The 15,952-nt window shown below is 68.4% G+C and carries 15 protein-coding genes and 1 rRNA gene; 15 read left to right on the top strand and 1 reads right to left on the bottom strand.

Annotated features, from left to right (window positions below; translation table 11 throughout):
* From argJ to ACTHL9_RS09555, 11 genes are all read left to right on the top strand, one after another.
* The coding region (gene argJ / locus ACTHL9_RS09605) for a bifunctional glutamate N-acetyltransferase/amino-acid acetyltransferase ArgJ (RefSeq protein ID WP_440518654.1) at window positions 1–1,165 on the top strand (1,165 nt) is incomplete at its 5' end.
* An 11-nt stretch (window positions 1,166–1,176) separates the two neighbouring features.
* A complete protein-coding gene (argB, locus tag ACTHL9_RS09600; RefSeq protein ID WP_440518653.1) occupies window positions 1,177–2,118 on the top strand; it encodes an acetylglutamate kinase in 942 nt (313 codons plus the stop codon).
* Between the two features lie 17 nt (window positions 2,119–2,135).
* Entirely contained in the window at window positions 2,136–3,440 is a 1,305-nt protein-coding gene (locus ACTHL9_RS09595) for an acetylornithine transaminase (RefSeq protein ID WP_440518651.1), read from the top strand.
* The gene (argF, locus tag ACTHL9_RS09590) at window positions 3,437–4,420 is read left to right on the top strand and encodes an ornithine carbamoyltransferase (RefSeq protein WP_440518649.1); all 984 of its coding nucleotides are present in this window, start codon (window positions 3,437–3,439) and stop codon (window positions 4,418–4,420) included. Before ACTHL9_RS09595 ends, argF begins: the two co-directional genes overlap by 4 nt.
* Window positions 4,421–4,939 carry an arginine repressor gene (locus ACTHL9_RS09585; RefSeq protein ID WP_440518648.1) on the top strand — a complete coding sequence of 173 codons (519 nt, stop codon included), beginning with the start codon at window positions 4,421–4,423 and terminating at the stop codon, window positions 4,937–4,939.
* Between the two features lie 37 nt (window positions 4,940–4,976).
* Window positions 4,977–5,420 carry a polyketide cyclase gene (locus tag ACTHL9_RS09580; RefSeq protein ID WP_440518646.1) on the top strand — a complete coding sequence of 148 codons (444 nt, stop codon included), beginning with the start codon at window positions 4,977–4,979 and terminating at the stop codon, window positions 5,418–5,420.
* A gap of 68 nt (window positions 5,421–5,488) precedes the next feature.
* The gene (locus ACTHL9_RS09575) at window positions 5,489–6,694 is read left to right on the top strand and encodes an argininosuccinate synthase (protein WP_440518644.1); all 1,206 of its coding nucleotides are present in this window, start codon (window positions 5,489–5,491) and stop codon (window positions 6,692–6,694) included.
* 1 nt (window position 6,695) lies between these two features.
* Complete coding sequence (argH, locus tag ACTHL9_RS09570; RefSeq protein ID WP_440518642.1) at window positions 6,696–8,120, top strand: argininosuccinate lyase; 1,425 nt, start codon at window positions 6,696–6,698, stop codon at window positions 8,118–8,120.
* Window positions 8,121–8,168: 48 nt separating this feature from the next.
* The gene (locus tag ACTHL9_RS09565; RefSeq protein WP_440518640.1) at window positions 8,169–8,972 is read left to right on the top strand and encodes a PIG-L deacetylase family protein; all 804 of its coding nucleotides are present in this window, start codon (window positions 8,169–8,171) and stop codon (window positions 8,970–8,972) included.
* Between the two features lie 13 nt (window positions 8,973–8,985).
* Window positions 8,986–9,732 carry a maleylpyruvate isomerase family mycothiol-dependent enzyme gene (locus ACTHL9_RS09560; RefSeq protein WP_440518638.1) on the top strand — a complete coding sequence of 249 codons (747 nt, stop codon included), beginning with the start codon at window positions 8,986–8,988 and terminating at the stop codon, window positions 9,730–9,732.
* A gap of 11 nt (window positions 9,733–9,743) precedes the next feature.
* Window positions 9,744–10,403: a DNA-3-methyladenine glycosylase gene (locus tag ACTHL9_RS09555; RefSeq protein WP_440518636.1), complete on the top strand. Its 660-nt coding sequence runs from the start codon at window positions 9,744–9,746 to the stop codon at window positions 10,401–10,403.
* Window positions 10,404–10,440: 37 nt separating this feature from the next.
* On the opposite strand, the gene ACTHL9_RS09550 is transcribed toward ACTHL9_RS09555, so the two are convergent.
* On the bottom strand, window positions 10,441–11,040 hold the full coding sequence (locus ACTHL9_RS09550) for a GNAT family N-acetyltransferase (RefSeq protein WP_440518634.1): 600 nt from the start codon (window positions 11,038–11,040) through the stop codon (window positions 10,441–10,443).
* A gap of 82 nt (window positions 11,041–11,122) precedes the next feature.
* Here ACTHL9_RS09550 and ACTHL9_RS09545 point away from each other — a divergent pair, with 82 nt between their 5' ends.
* The 4 genes from ACTHL9_RS09545 to ACTHL9_RS09530 all read left to right on the top strand — a co-directional run.
* On the top strand, window positions 11,123–11,674 hold the full coding sequence (locus ACTHL9_RS09545; RefSeq protein ID WP_440518633.1) for an adenine phosphoribosyltransferase: 552 nt from the start codon (window positions 11,123–11,125) through the stop codon (window positions 11,672–11,674).
* Between the two features lie 106 nt (window positions 11,675–11,780).
* Window positions 11,781–14,036, top strand: a complete 2,256-nt coding sequence (locus tag ACTHL9_RS09540) for a HelD family protein (protein ID WP_440518655.1) — start codon at window positions 11,781–11,783, stop codon at window positions 14,034–14,036.
* Window positions 14,037–14,067: 31 nt separating this feature from the next.
* Complete coding sequence (gene tyrS, locus ACTHL9_RS09535; protein WP_440518632.1) at window positions 14,068–15,375, top strand: tyrosine--tRNA ligase; 1,308 nt, start codon at window positions 14,068–14,070, stop codon at window positions 15,373–15,375.
* A 447-nt stretch (window positions 15,376–15,822) separates the two neighbouring features.
* Window positions 15,823–15,952: ribosomal RNA gene (locus ACTHL9_RS09530) — 16S ribosomal RNA — on the top strand; the annotation flags it as partial.

Raw genomic sequence — 15,952 nt, 5'->3', positions numbered from 1 at the left:
GACCGTGACCGCACCCAAGGGCTTCCGTGCCGCGGGCGTGACCGCCGGAATCAAGGCTTCGGGCAAGCCCGACATGGCCCTCGTGGTCAACGACGGCCCCGACCGGAACGCCGCTGCCGTCTTCACCTCGAACCGTGTCGCCGCAGCCCCCGTCCGCTGGTCCCGCCAGGCGATCGCCGACGGGCGCGCCGACGCCGTGATCCTCAACTCGGGCGGGGCGAATGCCTGCACCGGGGCGGAAGGCTTCCAGAACACGCACCGCACCGCGGAGAAGGCGGCCGAGGTCCTCGGGATCTCTGCGGGTGACGTGCTCGTGTGCTCCACGGGGCTCATCGGCGAGCAGCTGCCCATGGACAAGATCCTTCCGGGTATCGAGTCCGCCGCTGCCGCCTTGGCCGACGATGGCGGGCATGACGCCGCCGTCGCCATCATGACGACGGACACCGTGCCCAAGGAAGCGGTGTTCACGGGAGCCGATGCGCAGGGGACGGCGTACACGATCGGCGGCATCGCGAAGGGTGCGGGCATGCTCGCACCCGGTCTGGCGACCATGCTCGTGGTCCTCACCACCGACGCGGCGGCGGCTCCCGAGTTCCTCGACTCGGCGCTGCGCGACGCTTCGCGCGTGACGTTCGACCGGGCTGATTCGGACGGCTGCATGTCCACCAATGACACGGTCGTGCTGCTCTCGTCCGGGGCGTCCGGCGCCGTGCCCGACGCCCCGGAGTTCACCGCCGGCCTCACCCAGGTCTGCGCCGAGCTCGCGCGGAAGCTCATCGGCGACGCCGAAGGGGCGAGCCACGACATCGCGATCCGCGCGTTCAACGCCGCTTCGGAGAGCGATGCCGAGATCGTGGCCCGGGCCGTCGCACGCTCCAACCTGTTCAAGACCGCGATCTTCGGCAAGGACCCCAACTGGGGCCGTGTGCTCTCCGCCGTGGGGACGACCGACGCCGTCTTCGATCCTGATGAGGTCAACGTCGCGATCAACGGAGTCCAGGTGTGCCGCAAGGGCGGCATCGGGGAGGACCGCTCGAACGTGGACCTCGAGCCGCGGGAAGTCCTCGTTGAGATCGACCTCGCCGCTGGCGAGGCCGAGGCGACCATCCTGACCAACGACCTCACGCACGACTATGTGCATGAGAACAGCGCGTACTCGAGCTGATCGGGGAGGCCATGACTGAAGCAACGGCAGGACAGAACATCCGGCTCGCGATGGACAAGGCGGAGACGCTCATCGAAGCTCTCCCGTGGATCCAGAAGTTCGCCGGCAGCACCATGGTCGTGAAGTACGGCGGCAACGCGATGGTCAACGACGAGCTCCGCAGGGCCTTCGCCGAGGACATCGTCTTCCTCCACCACGTGGGGATCCGGCCCGTCGTCGTCCACGGCGGTGGCCCGCAGATCAACGCGATGCTCCAGCGCGTGGGGATTGAGAGCGAGTTCAAGGGAGGGCTCCGCGTCACGACGCCCGAGGCGATGGACGTGGTGCGGATGGTCCTCACGGGCCAGGTCGGGCGCGAGCTCGTGGGACTCATCAACTCCCACGGCCCGTACGCCGTCGGCCTTTCGGGCGAGGACGCCGGGCTGCTGCGCGCCGTGCGCACGGGCGTCGTCGTCGACGGCGAGGAAGTCGACCTCGGGCTCGTGGGCGAGGTTGTCGGCGTGGACCCTGCCGCGGTCCACGACATCCTCGAAGCGGGGCGCATCCCCGTGATCTCCACGGTGGCCCCCGAGGTCGAGGCGGAGGCGGACGGCGCGTACCAGCCCACGGGACAGGTCCTCAACGTCAACGCGGACACCGCGGCTGCCGCGGTGGCCGTGGCCCTCGGCGCCTCGCGGCTCGTGGTTCTCACCGACGTCGAGGGCCTCTACCGGAACTGGCCGGACAAGGACTCGCTCGTGTCGCAGATCTCGGCATCGGAGCTGCGGGAGATGCTGCCCGCGCTCGAGTCGGGCATGATCCCCAAGATGGGGGCGTGCCTCAAGGCGGTCACGGAAGGCGTGGACCGCGCGGCGATCGTGGATGGGCGAAGCCCCCACACCATGCTGCTCGAGATCTTCACGAATGCGGGCGTCGGAACGCAGGTCGTGCCAGACGAGGAAGGATCCCATTGAGCACTGAAGAGCCCTCATTGAGTACCGCAAGCACCCCCGAAGCGCGGCCCGTCTCGGAGCTGGTCGGCACGTCGACCGGGGAGTCGTGGCTCGCCCGCTACTCGAACTCGCTCATGGGCGTGTTCGGCACGCCTCAGCGCGTCCTGGTCCGCGGACAGGGCTGCTACGTCTGGGATGCCGACGGCAAGCAGTACCTCGATCTGCTCGGCGGCATCGCGGTCAACGCGCTCGGCCATGCACATCCCTTCGTCACGAGCGTCATCTCGTCCCAGCTCGCAACGCTCGGGCACGTCTCGAACTTCTTCACGAGCCCAACCCAGGTGGCGCTCGCGGAGAAGCTCCTCGAGATCGCCCACGCGCCTGCCGGCTCGAAGGTGTTCTTCGCGAACTCCGGCACAGAGGCCAACGAGGCCGCGTTCAAGCTCGCGCGCCGCAACTCGGAGGGCGGCCGCCGCACCAAGATCGTTGCGCTCGAGGGGGCCTTCCATGGGCGCACCATGGGCGCGCTCGCCCTGACGGCGAAGCAGGCCTACCGCGAGCCGTTCGCGCCGCTCCCGAGCGGTGTGGTTCACATCCCCTTCGGAGACTTCGATGCGCTCCGCGCGGAAGTCGACGAGACCACGCAGGCGTTCTTCCTCGAGCCGATCCAGGGTGAGGCCGGCGTCATCCCGCTCCCCGACGGCTACCTGGCCGAGGCGCGGAGGATCACCCGAGAGGCCGGGGCCTTGCTCATCGTCGATGAGGTCCAGACGGGCATCGGCCGGACCGGGGAGTGGTTCGCGATCGGGGACTCGGGCATCCTGCCGGACGCGATGTCCCTTGCCAAGGGCCTGGGTGGGGGCTTCCCGATCGGTGCCCTCATCACCTTCGGCGCGGAGACGAGCGCCCTGCTCACGGCCGGGCAGCATGGCACCACCTTCGGCGGCAATCCCGTCGCCACGGCCGCCGCGCTGGCGACGCTCCACACGATCGAGAGCCAGGGGCTCCTTGAGCACGTGCGCTCCGTCGGGGACCGGCTCCGTTCCGAGCTCGCGGACCTGCCCGAAGTCTCCGAGGTGCGCGGGCGCGGCCTCCTCATCGGCTTCGACCTGACCGGCCCCGGCGGGGACGCCGCCGCGGTTCCGCAGAATGCCAACCTCGCGGCCGCCGTCGTCAACGCCGCCCTCGACGCAGGCTTCATTGTCAACGCGCCCGGTCCCCGCACCATCCGTCTCGCGCCGCCGCTCATCCTCAGCGCCGAGCAGGCCGAGACCTTCGTTGCCGGGCTGCCGGACCTCGTATCCGCGGCAGCCGAGGCGCTCACCACCAAGGAGGCATCATGACCGAAGTCGCCGCGAAGACCGTCCGGCACTTCCTCAAGGACACCGACCTCAGCCCCGCCGAGCAGGCCGAGGTCCTCGGCCTCGCGCTGCGGCTCAAGGCCGAGCCCTATTCGGTCCAGCCACTCGCGGCCCAGGATTCGGCGCGCAAGACGGTCGCCGTCATCTTCGACAAGACCTCCACGCGGACCCGCGTCTCGTTCTCCACGGGCATTTCCGATCTGGGCGGCACGCCGCTCATCATCAACCCGGGTGAGAGCCAGATCGGCCACAAGGAGTCCGTCGAGGACACCGCGCGCGTGCTCGAGCGGATGGTCGCGGCGATCGTCTGGCGCACGGGTGCCCACCAGGGCCTCGTCGACATGGCGGCGAATTCGCGCGTTCCGGTCGTCAACGCGCTGTGCGACGACTACCACCCGTGCCAGCTGCTCGCCGATCTCCTGACGGTACGCGAGCACAAGGGCGAGCTCGCCGGGCTCACCATGGCATACCTCGGCGATGCGGCGAACAACATGGCGAATTCCTACCTGCTCGCCGGCGTCACGGCGGGCATGCACGTGCGCATAGCCGGTCCAGAGGCCTACCTCCCGGCGCCTGACGTGGTGGACGAGGCGGAGTCCCTCGCAGCCGAGACGGGCGGCTCGGTGCTCGTCACGGTCGACCCTGTGGCCGCTCTCGAGGGCGCTGACGTCGTGGCGACCGACACCTGGGTCTCGATGGGGCAGGAATCCGAGAAGGAGGCGCGTATGACGCTCTTCCGCGGTTACAGCATCGACTCGCAAGCGATGGAGCTGGCCGCTCCGGACGCGATCTTCCTGCACTGCCTCCCGGCGTACCGCGGCTACGAAGTGGCCGCGGAGGTGATCGACGGCCCGCAGTCCGTCGTGTGGGACGAGGCGGAGAACCGCCTGCACGCGCAGAAGGCCCTCCTTGCGTGGCTCCTCCACCGCTCGGGCCAGGCTGTCGTGGAGGGCTTGGGCTAGGTGAGCATCGCGTCCAGCCCCGCCCCGCAGACCAAGGCCGCGCGCCAAGCCCGCATCCGCCTGCTCCTCGCAGGCCAGTCGGTGCGCTCGCAGGCCGAGCTCGCCGCGCTTCTCGCGGATGACGGCGTGCAGGTCACCCAGGCGACGCTGTCCCGCGACCTTGTGGAGATCGGCGCCGTGCGGGTGCGCGGCACCGATGGCGGGCTGGTGTATGCCGTGCGTGGCGAGGGCGGGGACAGGAGTCCCCGTTCTGGGCTGGATCCCGAGGTGCTCGACGCCAGGCTCGCGAAGCTGTGCGCCGAGCTCCTGGTCACGGCGGAAGCGAGCGCGAACATGGTGGTGCTCCGCACGCCGCCCGGTGCCGCGAACTTCCTCGCGCTGGCAATCGACCACTCCGTGATCCCGGCGATCCTCGGCACGATCGCCGGTGACGACACGGTCATGATCGTCACGCGCGATCCCGACGGCGGGGATGCGGTCGCCGCGCGCTTTCTCGAGCTCGCGTCGCAGGGCGCCTGAGCTTCACAGGAGGTTGCCGGGGCGGGACGATGGGGCCATGACTGATTCGACCGACCTCGCAGTCTTCGACCGCATCGAGAAGTCCATCGACATCGCAGCCTCGGCCGACCGCGTCTTCGAGTTCGTGTCCGAGCCGGGCTGGTTCATCAACGACGGGGAGTACCGCGCCCACGAGATCGAGCGCGACGGCGACGTGAGCCTCGTGCGCGACCCCGTCCACGGAGACTTCGGGATCCTCACCGTCGCCCTCGAACCGCCCGCACGGGCGGCGTTCCGCTGGGTGGGCGAGGGGGCGGGGTCCACTCTTGTGGAGTTCTCGGTCGAGGCGGTCGACGGCGGTGCGCGGCTGAGCGTCGTGGAGAGCGGGTTCGCGTCGCTGCCGGGGAGCGACGCCGACCGCCGGGCGGCGTACGAGGGGAACAGCCAGGGCTGGGACATCGAGCTGGATGTGGCGCGCACCGCGTGCGAGGCTACTGCATAGCTATGTAGACTTCTGAATAATCATTCGCAACTACTCACCAAGCATTCAAGTCATCTCAAGGAGAAAACGTGAAGGATCGCATCGTCCTCGCCTACTCGGGCGGCTTGGACACGTCCGTGGCCATCGGCTGGATCGGGGACGCGACCGGCGCAGAGGTCATCGCCGTCGCCGTGGACGTCGGGCAAGGCGGGGAGGATCTGGAGACGGTGCGCCAGCGCGCGCTCGGCTGCGGCGCCGTGGAGGCCTACGTGGCGGACGCCCGCGACGAGTTCGCCAACGAGTACTGCATGCCGACGCTCAAAGCCAACGGCCTGTACCAGGGGCACTACCCGCTCGTCTCGGCGATCTCCCGGCCGGTCATCGTCAAGCACCTCGTCAAGGCCGCGCGGGAATTCGGCGCGTCGACCGTGGCGCACGGCTGCACCGGCAAGGGCAACGACCAGGTCCGCTTCGAGGTCGGCATCCAGACCCTCGGCCCCGACCTCAAGTGCATCGCGCCGGTCCGGGACCTCGCGCTCACGCGTGACAAGGCGATCGCCTACGCCGAGGAGAAGCGCCTCCCGATTGTCACGACGAAGAAGAACCCCTACTCGATCGACCAGAACGTCTGGGGCCGCGCCATCGAGACGGGCTACCTCGAGGACATCTGGAACGCCCCCACAAAGGACATCTACGACTACACGCAGAGCCCGGAGTTCCCGCCGGCGCCGGACGAGGTCACGATCACCTTCAAGGAGGGCGTGCCGACCGCCCTGGACGGCGTGGAACACACCCCGCTGCAGATCATCCAGGAGCTCAATCGCCGTGCCGGCGCGCAGGGCGTGGGCCGCATCGACGTCGTCGAGGACCGCCTCGTCGGCATCAAGAGCCGGGAGATCTACGAAGCCCCCGGCGCCATGGCCCTCATCACGGCCCACAAGCACCTCGAGGACGTGACAATCGAGCGGGAGCACGCCCGTTTCAAGACCACCGTGGGCCAGCGCTGGTCCGAACTCGTGTATGACGGCCAGTGGTTCTCGCCGCTGAAGCGCGCGCTCGACGTCTTCATCGACGACAGCCAGAAGTACGTCTCGGGCGACATCCGCATGGTCCTCCACGCCGGTACGGCCGTGGTGAACGGCCGCCGGTCCGATACCTCGCTCTATGACTTCAGCCTCGCGACCTACGACACGGGCGACACGTTCGACCAGTCGAGCGCGAAGGGCTTCATCGACATCTGGGGCATGGCCTCCAAGGTGGCCTCGGGCCGCGACCAGCGGGTCACGGGGGAGTGACGTGGCCGAGGAAAAGTCGGCAACAAACGTAGGTGCGCTGTGGGGTGGGCGCTTCGCCGGGGGACCGGCGGACGCGCTCGCCGCGCTGAGCAAGTCGACGCACTTCGACTGGCGGCTCGCCCGGTACGACATCGCGGGGTCCCGCGCGCACGCGCGCGTCCTCCACAGCGCGGGCCTGCTCGACGAGGTCGAACTCGCCGGGATGCTGGCGGCGCTCGATGAGCTCGACGCCGACGTCGCCTCGGGCGCGTACCAGCCGGCCGAGTCCGACGAGGACGTGCACGGCTCGCTGGAGCGCGGCCTCATCGAGCGCGCGGGCGCCCAGCTCGGCGGCAAGCTCCGGGCGGGGCGCTCCCGCAATGACCAGGTCGCCACCCTCGGGCGCATGTTCCTCCGGGACCACGCGAGGATCGTCGCGCGCGGTGTCCTCGACACCGTCGACGCGCTCGTCGCCCAGGCCGAGGCACACTCCGACGCGGCCATGCCCGGCCGGACCCATCTGCAGCACGCGCAACCGGTACTCCTGAGCCACCACCTCCTCGCCCACGCGTGGGCCCTCCTGCGGGACGTGCAGCGGCTCCAGGACTGGGACAAGCGCGCGGCGGTCTCGCCCTACGGCTCGGGCGCGCTCGCGGGCTCGTCGCTGGGCCTCGATCCCGAGGCGGTCGCCGCGGACCTCGGCTTCGACTCGGCCGTGCACAACTCGATCGACGGCACCGCCTCGCGGGACGTGTTCGCCGAGTTCGCATGGGTCGCGGCGATGATCGGCGTCGACCTCTCGAGGATCAGCGAGGAGGTCATCCTCTGGGCCACGAAGGAGTTCTCCTTCGTCACGCTCGACGACGCCTTCTCCACGGGATCGTCGATCATGCCGCAGAAGAAGAACCCCGACGTCGCCGAGCTCGCGCGCGGCAAGGCGGGGCGACTGATCGGCGACCTCACGGGGCTCCTCGCGACTCTCAAGGGCCTCCCGCTCGCGTACAACCGCGACCTGCAGGAGGACAAGGAGCCCGTCTTCGACGCGGCTGACACCCTTGAGCTCCTCCTCCCAGCCGTGTCCGGGATGATCGCCACGCTCACGTTCAACACCGAGCGCATGGCCTCGCTCGCGCCGCAGGGGTTCGCCCTCGCGACAGACATCGCCGAGTGGCTCGTCCGCCAAGGGGTCCCGTTCCGCGAGGCGCATGAGCTCTCGGGGGCGGCCGTGCGGAGGGCTGAGAGCCGTGGCGTCGAGCTCTGGGACCTCACGGACGAGGAGTATGCGGACATCAGCGCGGCCCTCACCCCCGAGGTGCGGTCGGTGCTGAGCACGGGAGGCTCGCTTGCGAGCCGCAGCGCGCAGGGCGGCACGGCGCCGTCGGCCGTTGCCCGCCAGCTCGAGTCGCTCAAGGCCCAGCTCGTGGAGGCGCGCCGGTTCGTGAACTGAGGTGTTCCGCCCTTTCCTCGGGCGGAACACCGGCGCATCATCAGTGGCATGTCGTCGCACCCGACATCGCGCACGCTCATGCTCGTCGTCGCCCATCCCGACGATGACGCCTTCGGCATCGCCGGCTCGGTCGCCCTCCACGGCGACGAGCCGGCGTTTCGTTTTGTGCTGGTCCACGCGACAGACGGGGCCGCGGGACAGATCGCTCCAGAGGTGAACGCCACCCCGGCGACCCTCGGAGTGGTCCGCCGGCTCGAGGCTCAGCGGGCGTGGAAGGCCCACGGGCGTGTCCCGGACCGCCATGTGTGGCTCGGCTACGATGACGGCGCGATGGCGAGAGCCGATTTCGGCGCCCTCGTCTCCACCATCAGATCGCTCCTCCTGGATGAGCGCCCGGACGTCGTCTTCACCTTCGGGCCGGACGGCATCACCGGACACCCGGATCACATCGTCGTGGGCCACGCGACGGACGTCGCCTTCGCGTCGGTGGCGGGCGACGGCGGCTGCGGGCTCAGGCGGCTGCTTCACGCCGCCATCAAGCAGTCCGCGTGGGAGCGGGTCAACCGCGCCCGTGTGCGCGCCGGGATGTCGCCTTGGGATCCCACGCTCGTCTATCATTTCCGCGGAATCCCCGACGAGCTCATCGATATCCGGGTGGATACCCGCGCTGTCGTGGAGCATGTCGTCGATGGCATCGCCGAGCACCGCAGCCAGCGTCTTTCCCTCTTCGAAGGCCCGGTGACCCGACAGACGTGGCTCTCGATCGCGTCCCGCGAGTACTTCGTCCAGGCCTGGCCGCCCCGCGAACGCGGTCTGCCTCTCCTGAAGGACATCTTCGAGGGGCTGGAGTAGCTACCCTGAAGGCATGGGAACCGAAGCTGCTGCCCTCACCGACGAACGTCTCCTGGATGAACTGCGCACCGCCGTGCAGGGGGTGCGTCATGAGCTCGACCGCCTCTCCGACGATGCAGTGGCGCATCCCTCCGAGCTCCCCGGCTGGAGCCGCGGTCATGTGCTGGCGCATCTCGAGGGAATCTGCCTAGCCCTTGCACGGCAGGTCGAATACGCGCAGCGGGGGGAGAAAGTCGACCTCTACGACGGCGGGCAAGTGGCCCGCGACCGGGCGATCGACGAAGGAGCAGGAGCGAGCGCGGACCAGTATCGCGAGCGCGTGGGGTCCGCTCTCGACCGGGTGCTGGCGGCCTTCGAGTCGCTCGAGCCGGAGCAGTGGGACGCGCCGGTGCGATTCCGGAACGGAGTGGTCCGGGATGCTGCCTTCGCGCTCTGGCGCGAGCTCGTGATCCATCACAGCGACTTGGGGACGGGCTGTACCCAGCAGGAGTGGACCGGTGACTTCTGCCACCATCTCCTCGATTTCCTCGAGCCTCGGGTTCCCGAGGGGGAGACGTTCCTTCTCCGCACGCAGGGCGGCGAGCACATCAGCCTCGGGGAGGGCTCGGACGGCGTGATCGTCGAGGGCAGGCTCCAAGACCTCGCGGCGTGGCTCGCGGGACGCGAGATAGGCCGGGGGTCGGTCCGGGCCGAGCACGAGGGTCAGGCCGTTCCGCTGCCAGAGATCGGACCCTGGCCGTCGGCCTTCGCGTTCAAGTAGGCCCCCCATCTATGGACTTCGACGAGCTCGTCCACTGGCTCCGCCGAGACCCAGTGGCGGTCGCCCCTGACCTGCTGGGCAGCGTTCTCACGCATACGACGGCGGAGGGAACCGTGGGCGTCCGGCTCACCGAGGTGGAGGCATACCGCGGCCACCGGGACTCGGAGCACGCCGACCCGGGCTCGCATTCGTACAACGGCAGAACGGCCCGGAACGAGGTCATGTGGGGCCCGCCCGGGCGGCTCTACGTGTATTTCACGTACGGGATGCACTACTGCGCGAACATCGTGTGCGGCCCCGTCGACCGTTCCTCAGGGTGCCTGCTGCGGGCCGGCGAGATCGTGGAGGGGATCGATCTTGCGCGTTCCCGCAGGGCCGCGGCGCGCCGGGACGCCGAGCTCGCGCGGGGCCCTGCCCGGCTTGCGCAGGCCCTCGCCATCGGACGCGAGCACAATGGCGCAGCGCTCGACGGCGGGGAGTTCAGGCTCGAGCCACCCTCCCACCGGTTAGTCGGGATGCTGAGTGGCCCTCGGGTGGGCGTTGCCGGCGCGGGAGGATCGGCCGAGTACCCATGGCGCTTCTGGATCCCGGGCGAGCCGAGCGTTTCCGCCTATCGGGCCGCGAAGCCGCGGACTCGAGCGCGCACAGCGGGGAACGCCGTCGTCCGCTGAACGGCGCCACGACCTCCATCGGCGGGTCGAACCGGAATCACGCTGCTGGACGGAGGGCCAGCCGGTCGAGGAGCCGCATCCGGACCGGGGGCCACTCGTGAGCGAGCACTGAGAACACGGCCGTGTCGATGCGCGTCGCATCGCTGCCAGACCACCCGTGCATCGCGCGGTGCGAGCGCAGCGTTCCCTCGTGCTGGGCACCCATCCGGAGCAGGGCCTTGGCGCTGCGCACATTGCGGGTATCCACCCGGAACCCGACCCTGTGGAGGCCGAGGGCGTCGAAGGCGTGGCCGAGGAGCAGGAGCTTGGAGGCGTCGTTGGCGCCGGTTCCCCACCAGGCCCGCGCGAAGAAGGTGCCACCGGCCTCGGCTCGGCCGTGGTCGAGATTCAGCTCGTACAGCCCGGTCGTGCCGATAAGCTCGCCACTGCTTCCGACTTCAATGGCGAAGGGCACGGCCGCGGGATCATCGAGGCGCGAGGCGAAGAGCCGTGCGAGAGCTTCGGGGCTTCCTGGGTGCGGTGCCGCCATGCCGGACCACAGCTCCGCGTCGATGAGCGGGAAGAGCTGCTCGGCGTGCAGGGGCGCGAGCGGAAGCAGGCCGATCCCATGCGCCGAAAGGGCCACGGTGTGATGCATGCGGACATTGAAGCACTCGCCTACGGCGTCCGGATGGCCGAACGGGCCTATGTGGAAATGAACTTTCGACTAACGTGGGACGGTGACCGCCGAATCCGCAGCACGGGAGCCCGTCCACGCCATCCTCGACCGCTTGTGCGCCACTGTGGAGGACTATCCGAAGCCCGGAATCACCTTCAAGGACCTCACTCCGGTCTTCGCCGACGGCGAGGGGCTGCGGGCCATGGTGGACGCGCTGACCGAGCCCTTCGTGGGCCAGTTCGACCTCGTGGCCGGTGTCGAGGCCCGCGGATTCCTTCTGGCGGCGGCCGCGGCCTACGCCACCGGGACGGGCGTGATCACGGTACGGAAGAAGGGGAAGCTCCCGCGAACCACCCTCGCCGAGGACTACGCGCTCGAGTACGGCAACGCGACGATCGAGGTGCACGAGGACGACGTGCCGGCCGGATCCCGCATCCTCCTGCTCGACGACGTCCTCGCCACGGGCGGAACCCTTTCGGCGGCGACCCGCCTCATGGAGCGCACAGGCGCGCACGTGGTGGGCATCGGCGTCGTCCTCGAACTCACAGCGCTCGGCGGCCGGGCAGTGCTGGCCGGACACGAGGTCCACTCCCTCCAGCGTATCGACCTCTGATCGGCGTGAGGCGGGAGCGAGCGCGCCGCACCATGCGGTTAGCGGCATGTTCACTCAAATCGCTGTAAAATGGACGGTCCGTCATTGCAGTAAGGGGAACGTGCCGATGCCCGACGCCGATCTGGCCCACGAACGCGACTACGTGAAGGGGCTGTACCACCGGCTCGATGAGCTGCGCGATGAGAAGCGCGCCCAGCTCGCTGCCGTGCGCAAGGCGGGAGCGATCGGTTCCGTGCAGAACATTTCAGAGCGTGACGCGTTCGCGGCGATGTATGAGGACCGACTCGCGCAGCTCGATGCGGTGGAGGACCGGCTTGTCTTCGGTCGGCTCGATCTGGACAGCGGCGAGGCACAGTACATCGGCCGCATCGGGCTCAGCACCGAGGACCTGCGCCGCCTCATGGTCGACTGGCGGGCTCCCGAAGCGAGCCATTTCTATCAGGCGACGGCGTTCGACCGCCAAGGAGTGAGGCGGCGACGGCACCTCATCCTCCAGGGCAGGGACGTCAAGGCCATCGAGGACGACATCCTCGATGCCGACATGCTCGAGGAGGCCGGGCACCATCAGGGCGAAGGCGCCCTGCTCGCCGCACTCAATTCAAAGCGCACCGGCCGCATGGCAGACATCGTCAGCACGATCCAGGCAGAGCAGGACCGCATCATCCGCGCACCCATGCCGGGGGCCCTCGTCGTTCAGGGCGGCCCGGGCACGGGCAAGACCGCCGTGGCCCTGCATCGCGCGGCCTATCTCCTCTACAGCCACCGAGAGCGGCTCAGGTCCGCCGGCGTGCTCCTTGTGGGGCCGTCGCCGTCGTTCATGAAGTACATCGAGCGCGTGCTCCCCTCACTCGGCGAGACCGGCGTCGTCATGTCGAGCCTCGGCCGCCTCATGCCCGGCATCAACGCCGTCCAGGAGGAGGATCCGCGCGTCGCGAAGCTCAAGGGCAGCAAGCGGATGGTGGATCTCGTGAGCGCCGCGGTCGCGAACCGGCAGCGCATCCCGGCCTCGGATCGGACCGTCGACGTCGAGGGCCAGAAGCTCGTGCTGACGCCCCGCCAGGTCCGCCGCGCCCGCGACAAGGCCCGAGCAACGGGCAAGCCGTACAACGAGGCCCGCAATACGTTCGTGAAGATCCTCCTGCGCGAGCTCACCGAGCAGTTGCAGACCAAGTTGGAAGCGTCCAGCGTCGGCAACAACGCGGACCGTTCGTATCTGGCGGAGGACGTGCGCCAGTCACGGGACGTCCGGGTGGCTCTCAACCTGTGCTGGATGCCGATGACGCCGCAGAAGCTCCTGACCGAATTGTTCTCGAAGCGCGCGATCCTCGACACTGTCGGCTCGGGCCTCACGCCGGAGGAGCGCGAACTCCTGGTGCGCCCAGCCGATGCCCCCTGGACGGAAGCGGATGTGCCGCTGCTCGACGAAGCCGCGGAGCTCCTCGGGGAGATGGATGCGAGCAGCGGAACGGAAGCCGCCCGGAGGGAGGCGGAACGGAAGCGGGATCTCGAGAACGCCGAGCGGACGCTCGCGAACCTCGACAGCACGCTGCGGGAGCAGGGGATCGACGGGGTGGTCAGCGCCGAGGACCTCGCCGACCTCCAGGAGTCGCGCGACGCGAGGCTCACGGCGGCCGAACGTGCAGTGGGGGACCGCACCTGGGCGTACGGCCACATCATCGTGGATGAGGCGCAGGAGCTTTCCTACATGCAGTGGCGTCTCCTGGTGCGGAGGTGCCCGCTGAAGTCCTTCACCATCGTGGGCGACATCGCCCAGACGAGCGCCGCCGCTGGCGCCTCGTCGTGGAGCGGCGCGCTGACGCCATTCTTCGACGACCGCTGGAGGCTTGAGGAACTCACCGTCAACTACAGGACTCCGAGCCAGATCGCGGAGGCGGCGGCCCGCATGGCGGCCGCCGCAGGATTGACTGTTTCCGCCCCGAAGGCGGTGCGCGAGGGCCAGTGGCCGCCGATCGTGGATCGTGTGGGCGACGGCGATGTGGTGGGCCGCCTGGTTCAGACGATGCCGGAGGAGCTCGAGGCGGCCGACGGCGGTCTGGTCGCCGTGATTGCGCCGGAGGAGCTCGTCGAGAGGGCCCGTTCCGCCCTGAGCGAGGTCTATGGGCGCCGGGTTGGCTCCGGCGCTGGGAGCTTCGAGCAGGACATCGTGGTGATCGACCCCCGGGAGGCGAAGGGCCTCGAGTTCGACGGCGTCGTGGTGCTCGAGCCGGGACGGATGGTGGACGAGCACCATGGCCGCGTCGGCGATCTCTACGTCGCGATGACCCGCCCCACGCAGCGCCTGCGGCTCATCGCCTCGGAGGCTCTGCCGGCGGGGATCGAGGCGGAATTCGCAGCCCGCTGACGGGGAGCCGGTCACTGATACCGTAGAAGCCGTGCCGCAGACAGTACTCGATACGCAGAAGAACGATCCGAGCTTCCCGAATATCTGGCAGGAGCTCAAGTGGCGTGGCCTGGTCCACGTTTCCACCGATGAGGCCGAGCTTGAGGCCCTTCTGGCGGGGGATCCGATCACGTATTACTGCGGCTTCGACCCCACCGCACCGAGCCTCCACCTCGGCAACCTGGTCCAGCTGCTCGTGCTCCGCAGACTTCAGCTCGCGGGCCACAAGCCCTTGGGACTCGTGGGCGGCTCCACGGGCCTCATCGGTGATCCGCGGCCGACGGCGGAGCGCACCTTGAACACGAAGGACACGGTTGCGGAGTGGGTTGGCTACCTCAAGGCCCAAGTCCAGCGTTTCCTGAGCTTTCATGGCGAGAACGCCGCGCGCATGGTCAACAACCTGGACTGGACCGCGCCGCTCTCGGCGATCGACTTCCTTCGGGACGTCGGCAAGCACTTCCGCGTGGGAACAATGCTGGGCAAGGACGCCGTCGCGTCCCGGCTCGCCTCTGATGAGGGCATCTCGTACACGGAGTTCAGCTACCAGATCCTTCAGGGGATGGACTTCCTCGAGCTGTTCCGCCAGTACCACTGCCTGCTGCAGACGGGCGGGTCTGATCAGTGGGGCAATCTCACGAGCGGCACCGAGCTGATCCGGAAGGTCGAGGGGGAGCGCGTGCACGCGTTCGGCACGCCGCTCATCACCAATGCCGACGGGACGAAGTTCGGCAAGAGCGAGGGCAACGCCATCTGGCTCGACCCATCCATGTGCTCGCCGTACACGTTCTACCAGTTCTGGCTCAACACTTCTGATGCGGATGTGATCGATCGCCTCAAGGTCTTCACCTTCCTCACGCGCGCCGAGATCGAGGAGCTCGAATCCGCGGTGAAGGATCGGCCCTTCGCGCGGGAGGCGCAGCGTCGTCTCGCATTCGAGGTGACCTCCACCGTCCATGGCGTCGACGCCACGGAGAAGGTGATCGCGGCATCGGCCGCGCTGTTCGGCAATGGTGACCTCGGCGTGCTCGATGAGAGCACTCTGGAGGCGGCGACGGCGGAGCTCACCACTGCGGCCGTCACGCCGTCGCAGTTGGGGATCATCGACCTTCTCGTCGCCACCGGCCTCTCTGACAGCAAGTCCGCCGCGCGCCGGACCGTGGGCGAAGGCGGTGCTTACGTGAACAACGTCAAGGTCACTGATCCGGAGGCGATCGTTGATTCGGAACAGGCCCTCCACGGCCGGTACTTCCTGGTCCGCCGTGGCAAGAAGAACCTCGCGACGGCGGTCCTGACGAGCTGAGCAGCTCTGCTCTGAGTGGTGGTCCTAGCACCTGATCCGCCCAGACTCCTGCGCGACACGCCCGGGAGTCTGGGCGGATTTGCTGCCTCTGACGGCTGCGTGTACAGTATTTCGAGTCGCCGCTGAGCGGAGACGAAAATCCTTCACTGGTCGGCCACGACGCATAATTTTCGGATGATCCGCGGATTTGCGAAAAGGCGATTGGGAAGGTAAATTAGAACCTCGTTCCGCAGGGGCGATGCCGGAGAAAATATCCGGTATTCCTGGTGGACCGGTTGTTTGAGAACTCAATAGTGTGCCATGTTCGATTTCGATGCCATTTTTTTGATGGCTGATTGGCCTGGTTGCCTGCACCCCCGTGCAGGTGGGCTGGGTTTTTCGGCTGGGATCGGATTGCCGGGGCGGGGTTTTCCGCTTTCGTCCTGGTTTTCTTTGTTTTTTCGTTTTTTGACGGAGAGTTTGATCCTGGCTCAGGATGAACGCTGGCGGCGTGCTTAACACATGCAAGTCGGACGATGATGCCCTTCGGGGTGGATTAGTGGCGAACGGGTGAGTAACACGTGAGCAACCTGCCCTT

This window comes from Sinomonas sp. (assembly GCF_051955515.1).
In the GTDB taxonomy this organism is placed as follows: Bacteria; Actinomycetota; Actinomycetes; order Actinomycetales; family Micrococcaceae; genus Sinomonas.
The sequence above is the reverse complement of the archived record's forward strand: the minus strand, read 5'-3'. Positions and strand labels throughout refer to the sequence as shown.

Bases quoted from the DNA above. Each gene is read 5' to 3' on its own strand.
- ACTHL9_RS09580 (WP_440518646.1), top strand. From the start codon at position 4,977: ATGACTGATTCGACCGACCTCGCAGTCTTCGACCGCATCGAGAAGTCC.
- ACTHL9_RS09550 (WP_440518634.1), bottom strand. From the start codon at position 11,040: ATGCATCACACCGTGGCCCTTTCGGCGCATGGGATCGGCCTGCTTCCG.
- argF (WP_440518649.1), top strand. From the start codon at position 3,437: ATGACCGAAGTCGCCGCGAAGACCGTCCGGCACTTCCTCAAGGACACC.
- ACTHL9_RS09565 (WP_440518640.1), top strand. From the start codon at position 8,169: ATGTCGTCGCACCCGACATCGCGCACGCTCATGCTCGTCGTCGCCCAT.
- argB (WP_440518653.1), top strand. From the start codon at position 1,177: ATGACTGAAGCAACGGCAGGACAGAACATCCGGCTCGCGATGGACAAG.
- ACTHL9_RS09540 (WP_440518655.1), top strand. From the start codon at position 11,781: ATGCCCGACGCCGATCTGGCCCACGAACGCGACTACGTGAAGGGGCTG.
- ACTHL9_RS09555 (WP_440518636.1), top strand. From the start codon at position 9,744: ATGGACTTCGACGAGCTCGTCCACTGGCTCCGCCGAGACCCAGTGGCG.
- ACTHL9_RS09560 (WP_440518638.1), top strand. From the start codon at position 8,986: ATGGGAACCGAAGCTGCTGCCCTCACCGACGAACGTCTCCTGGATGAA.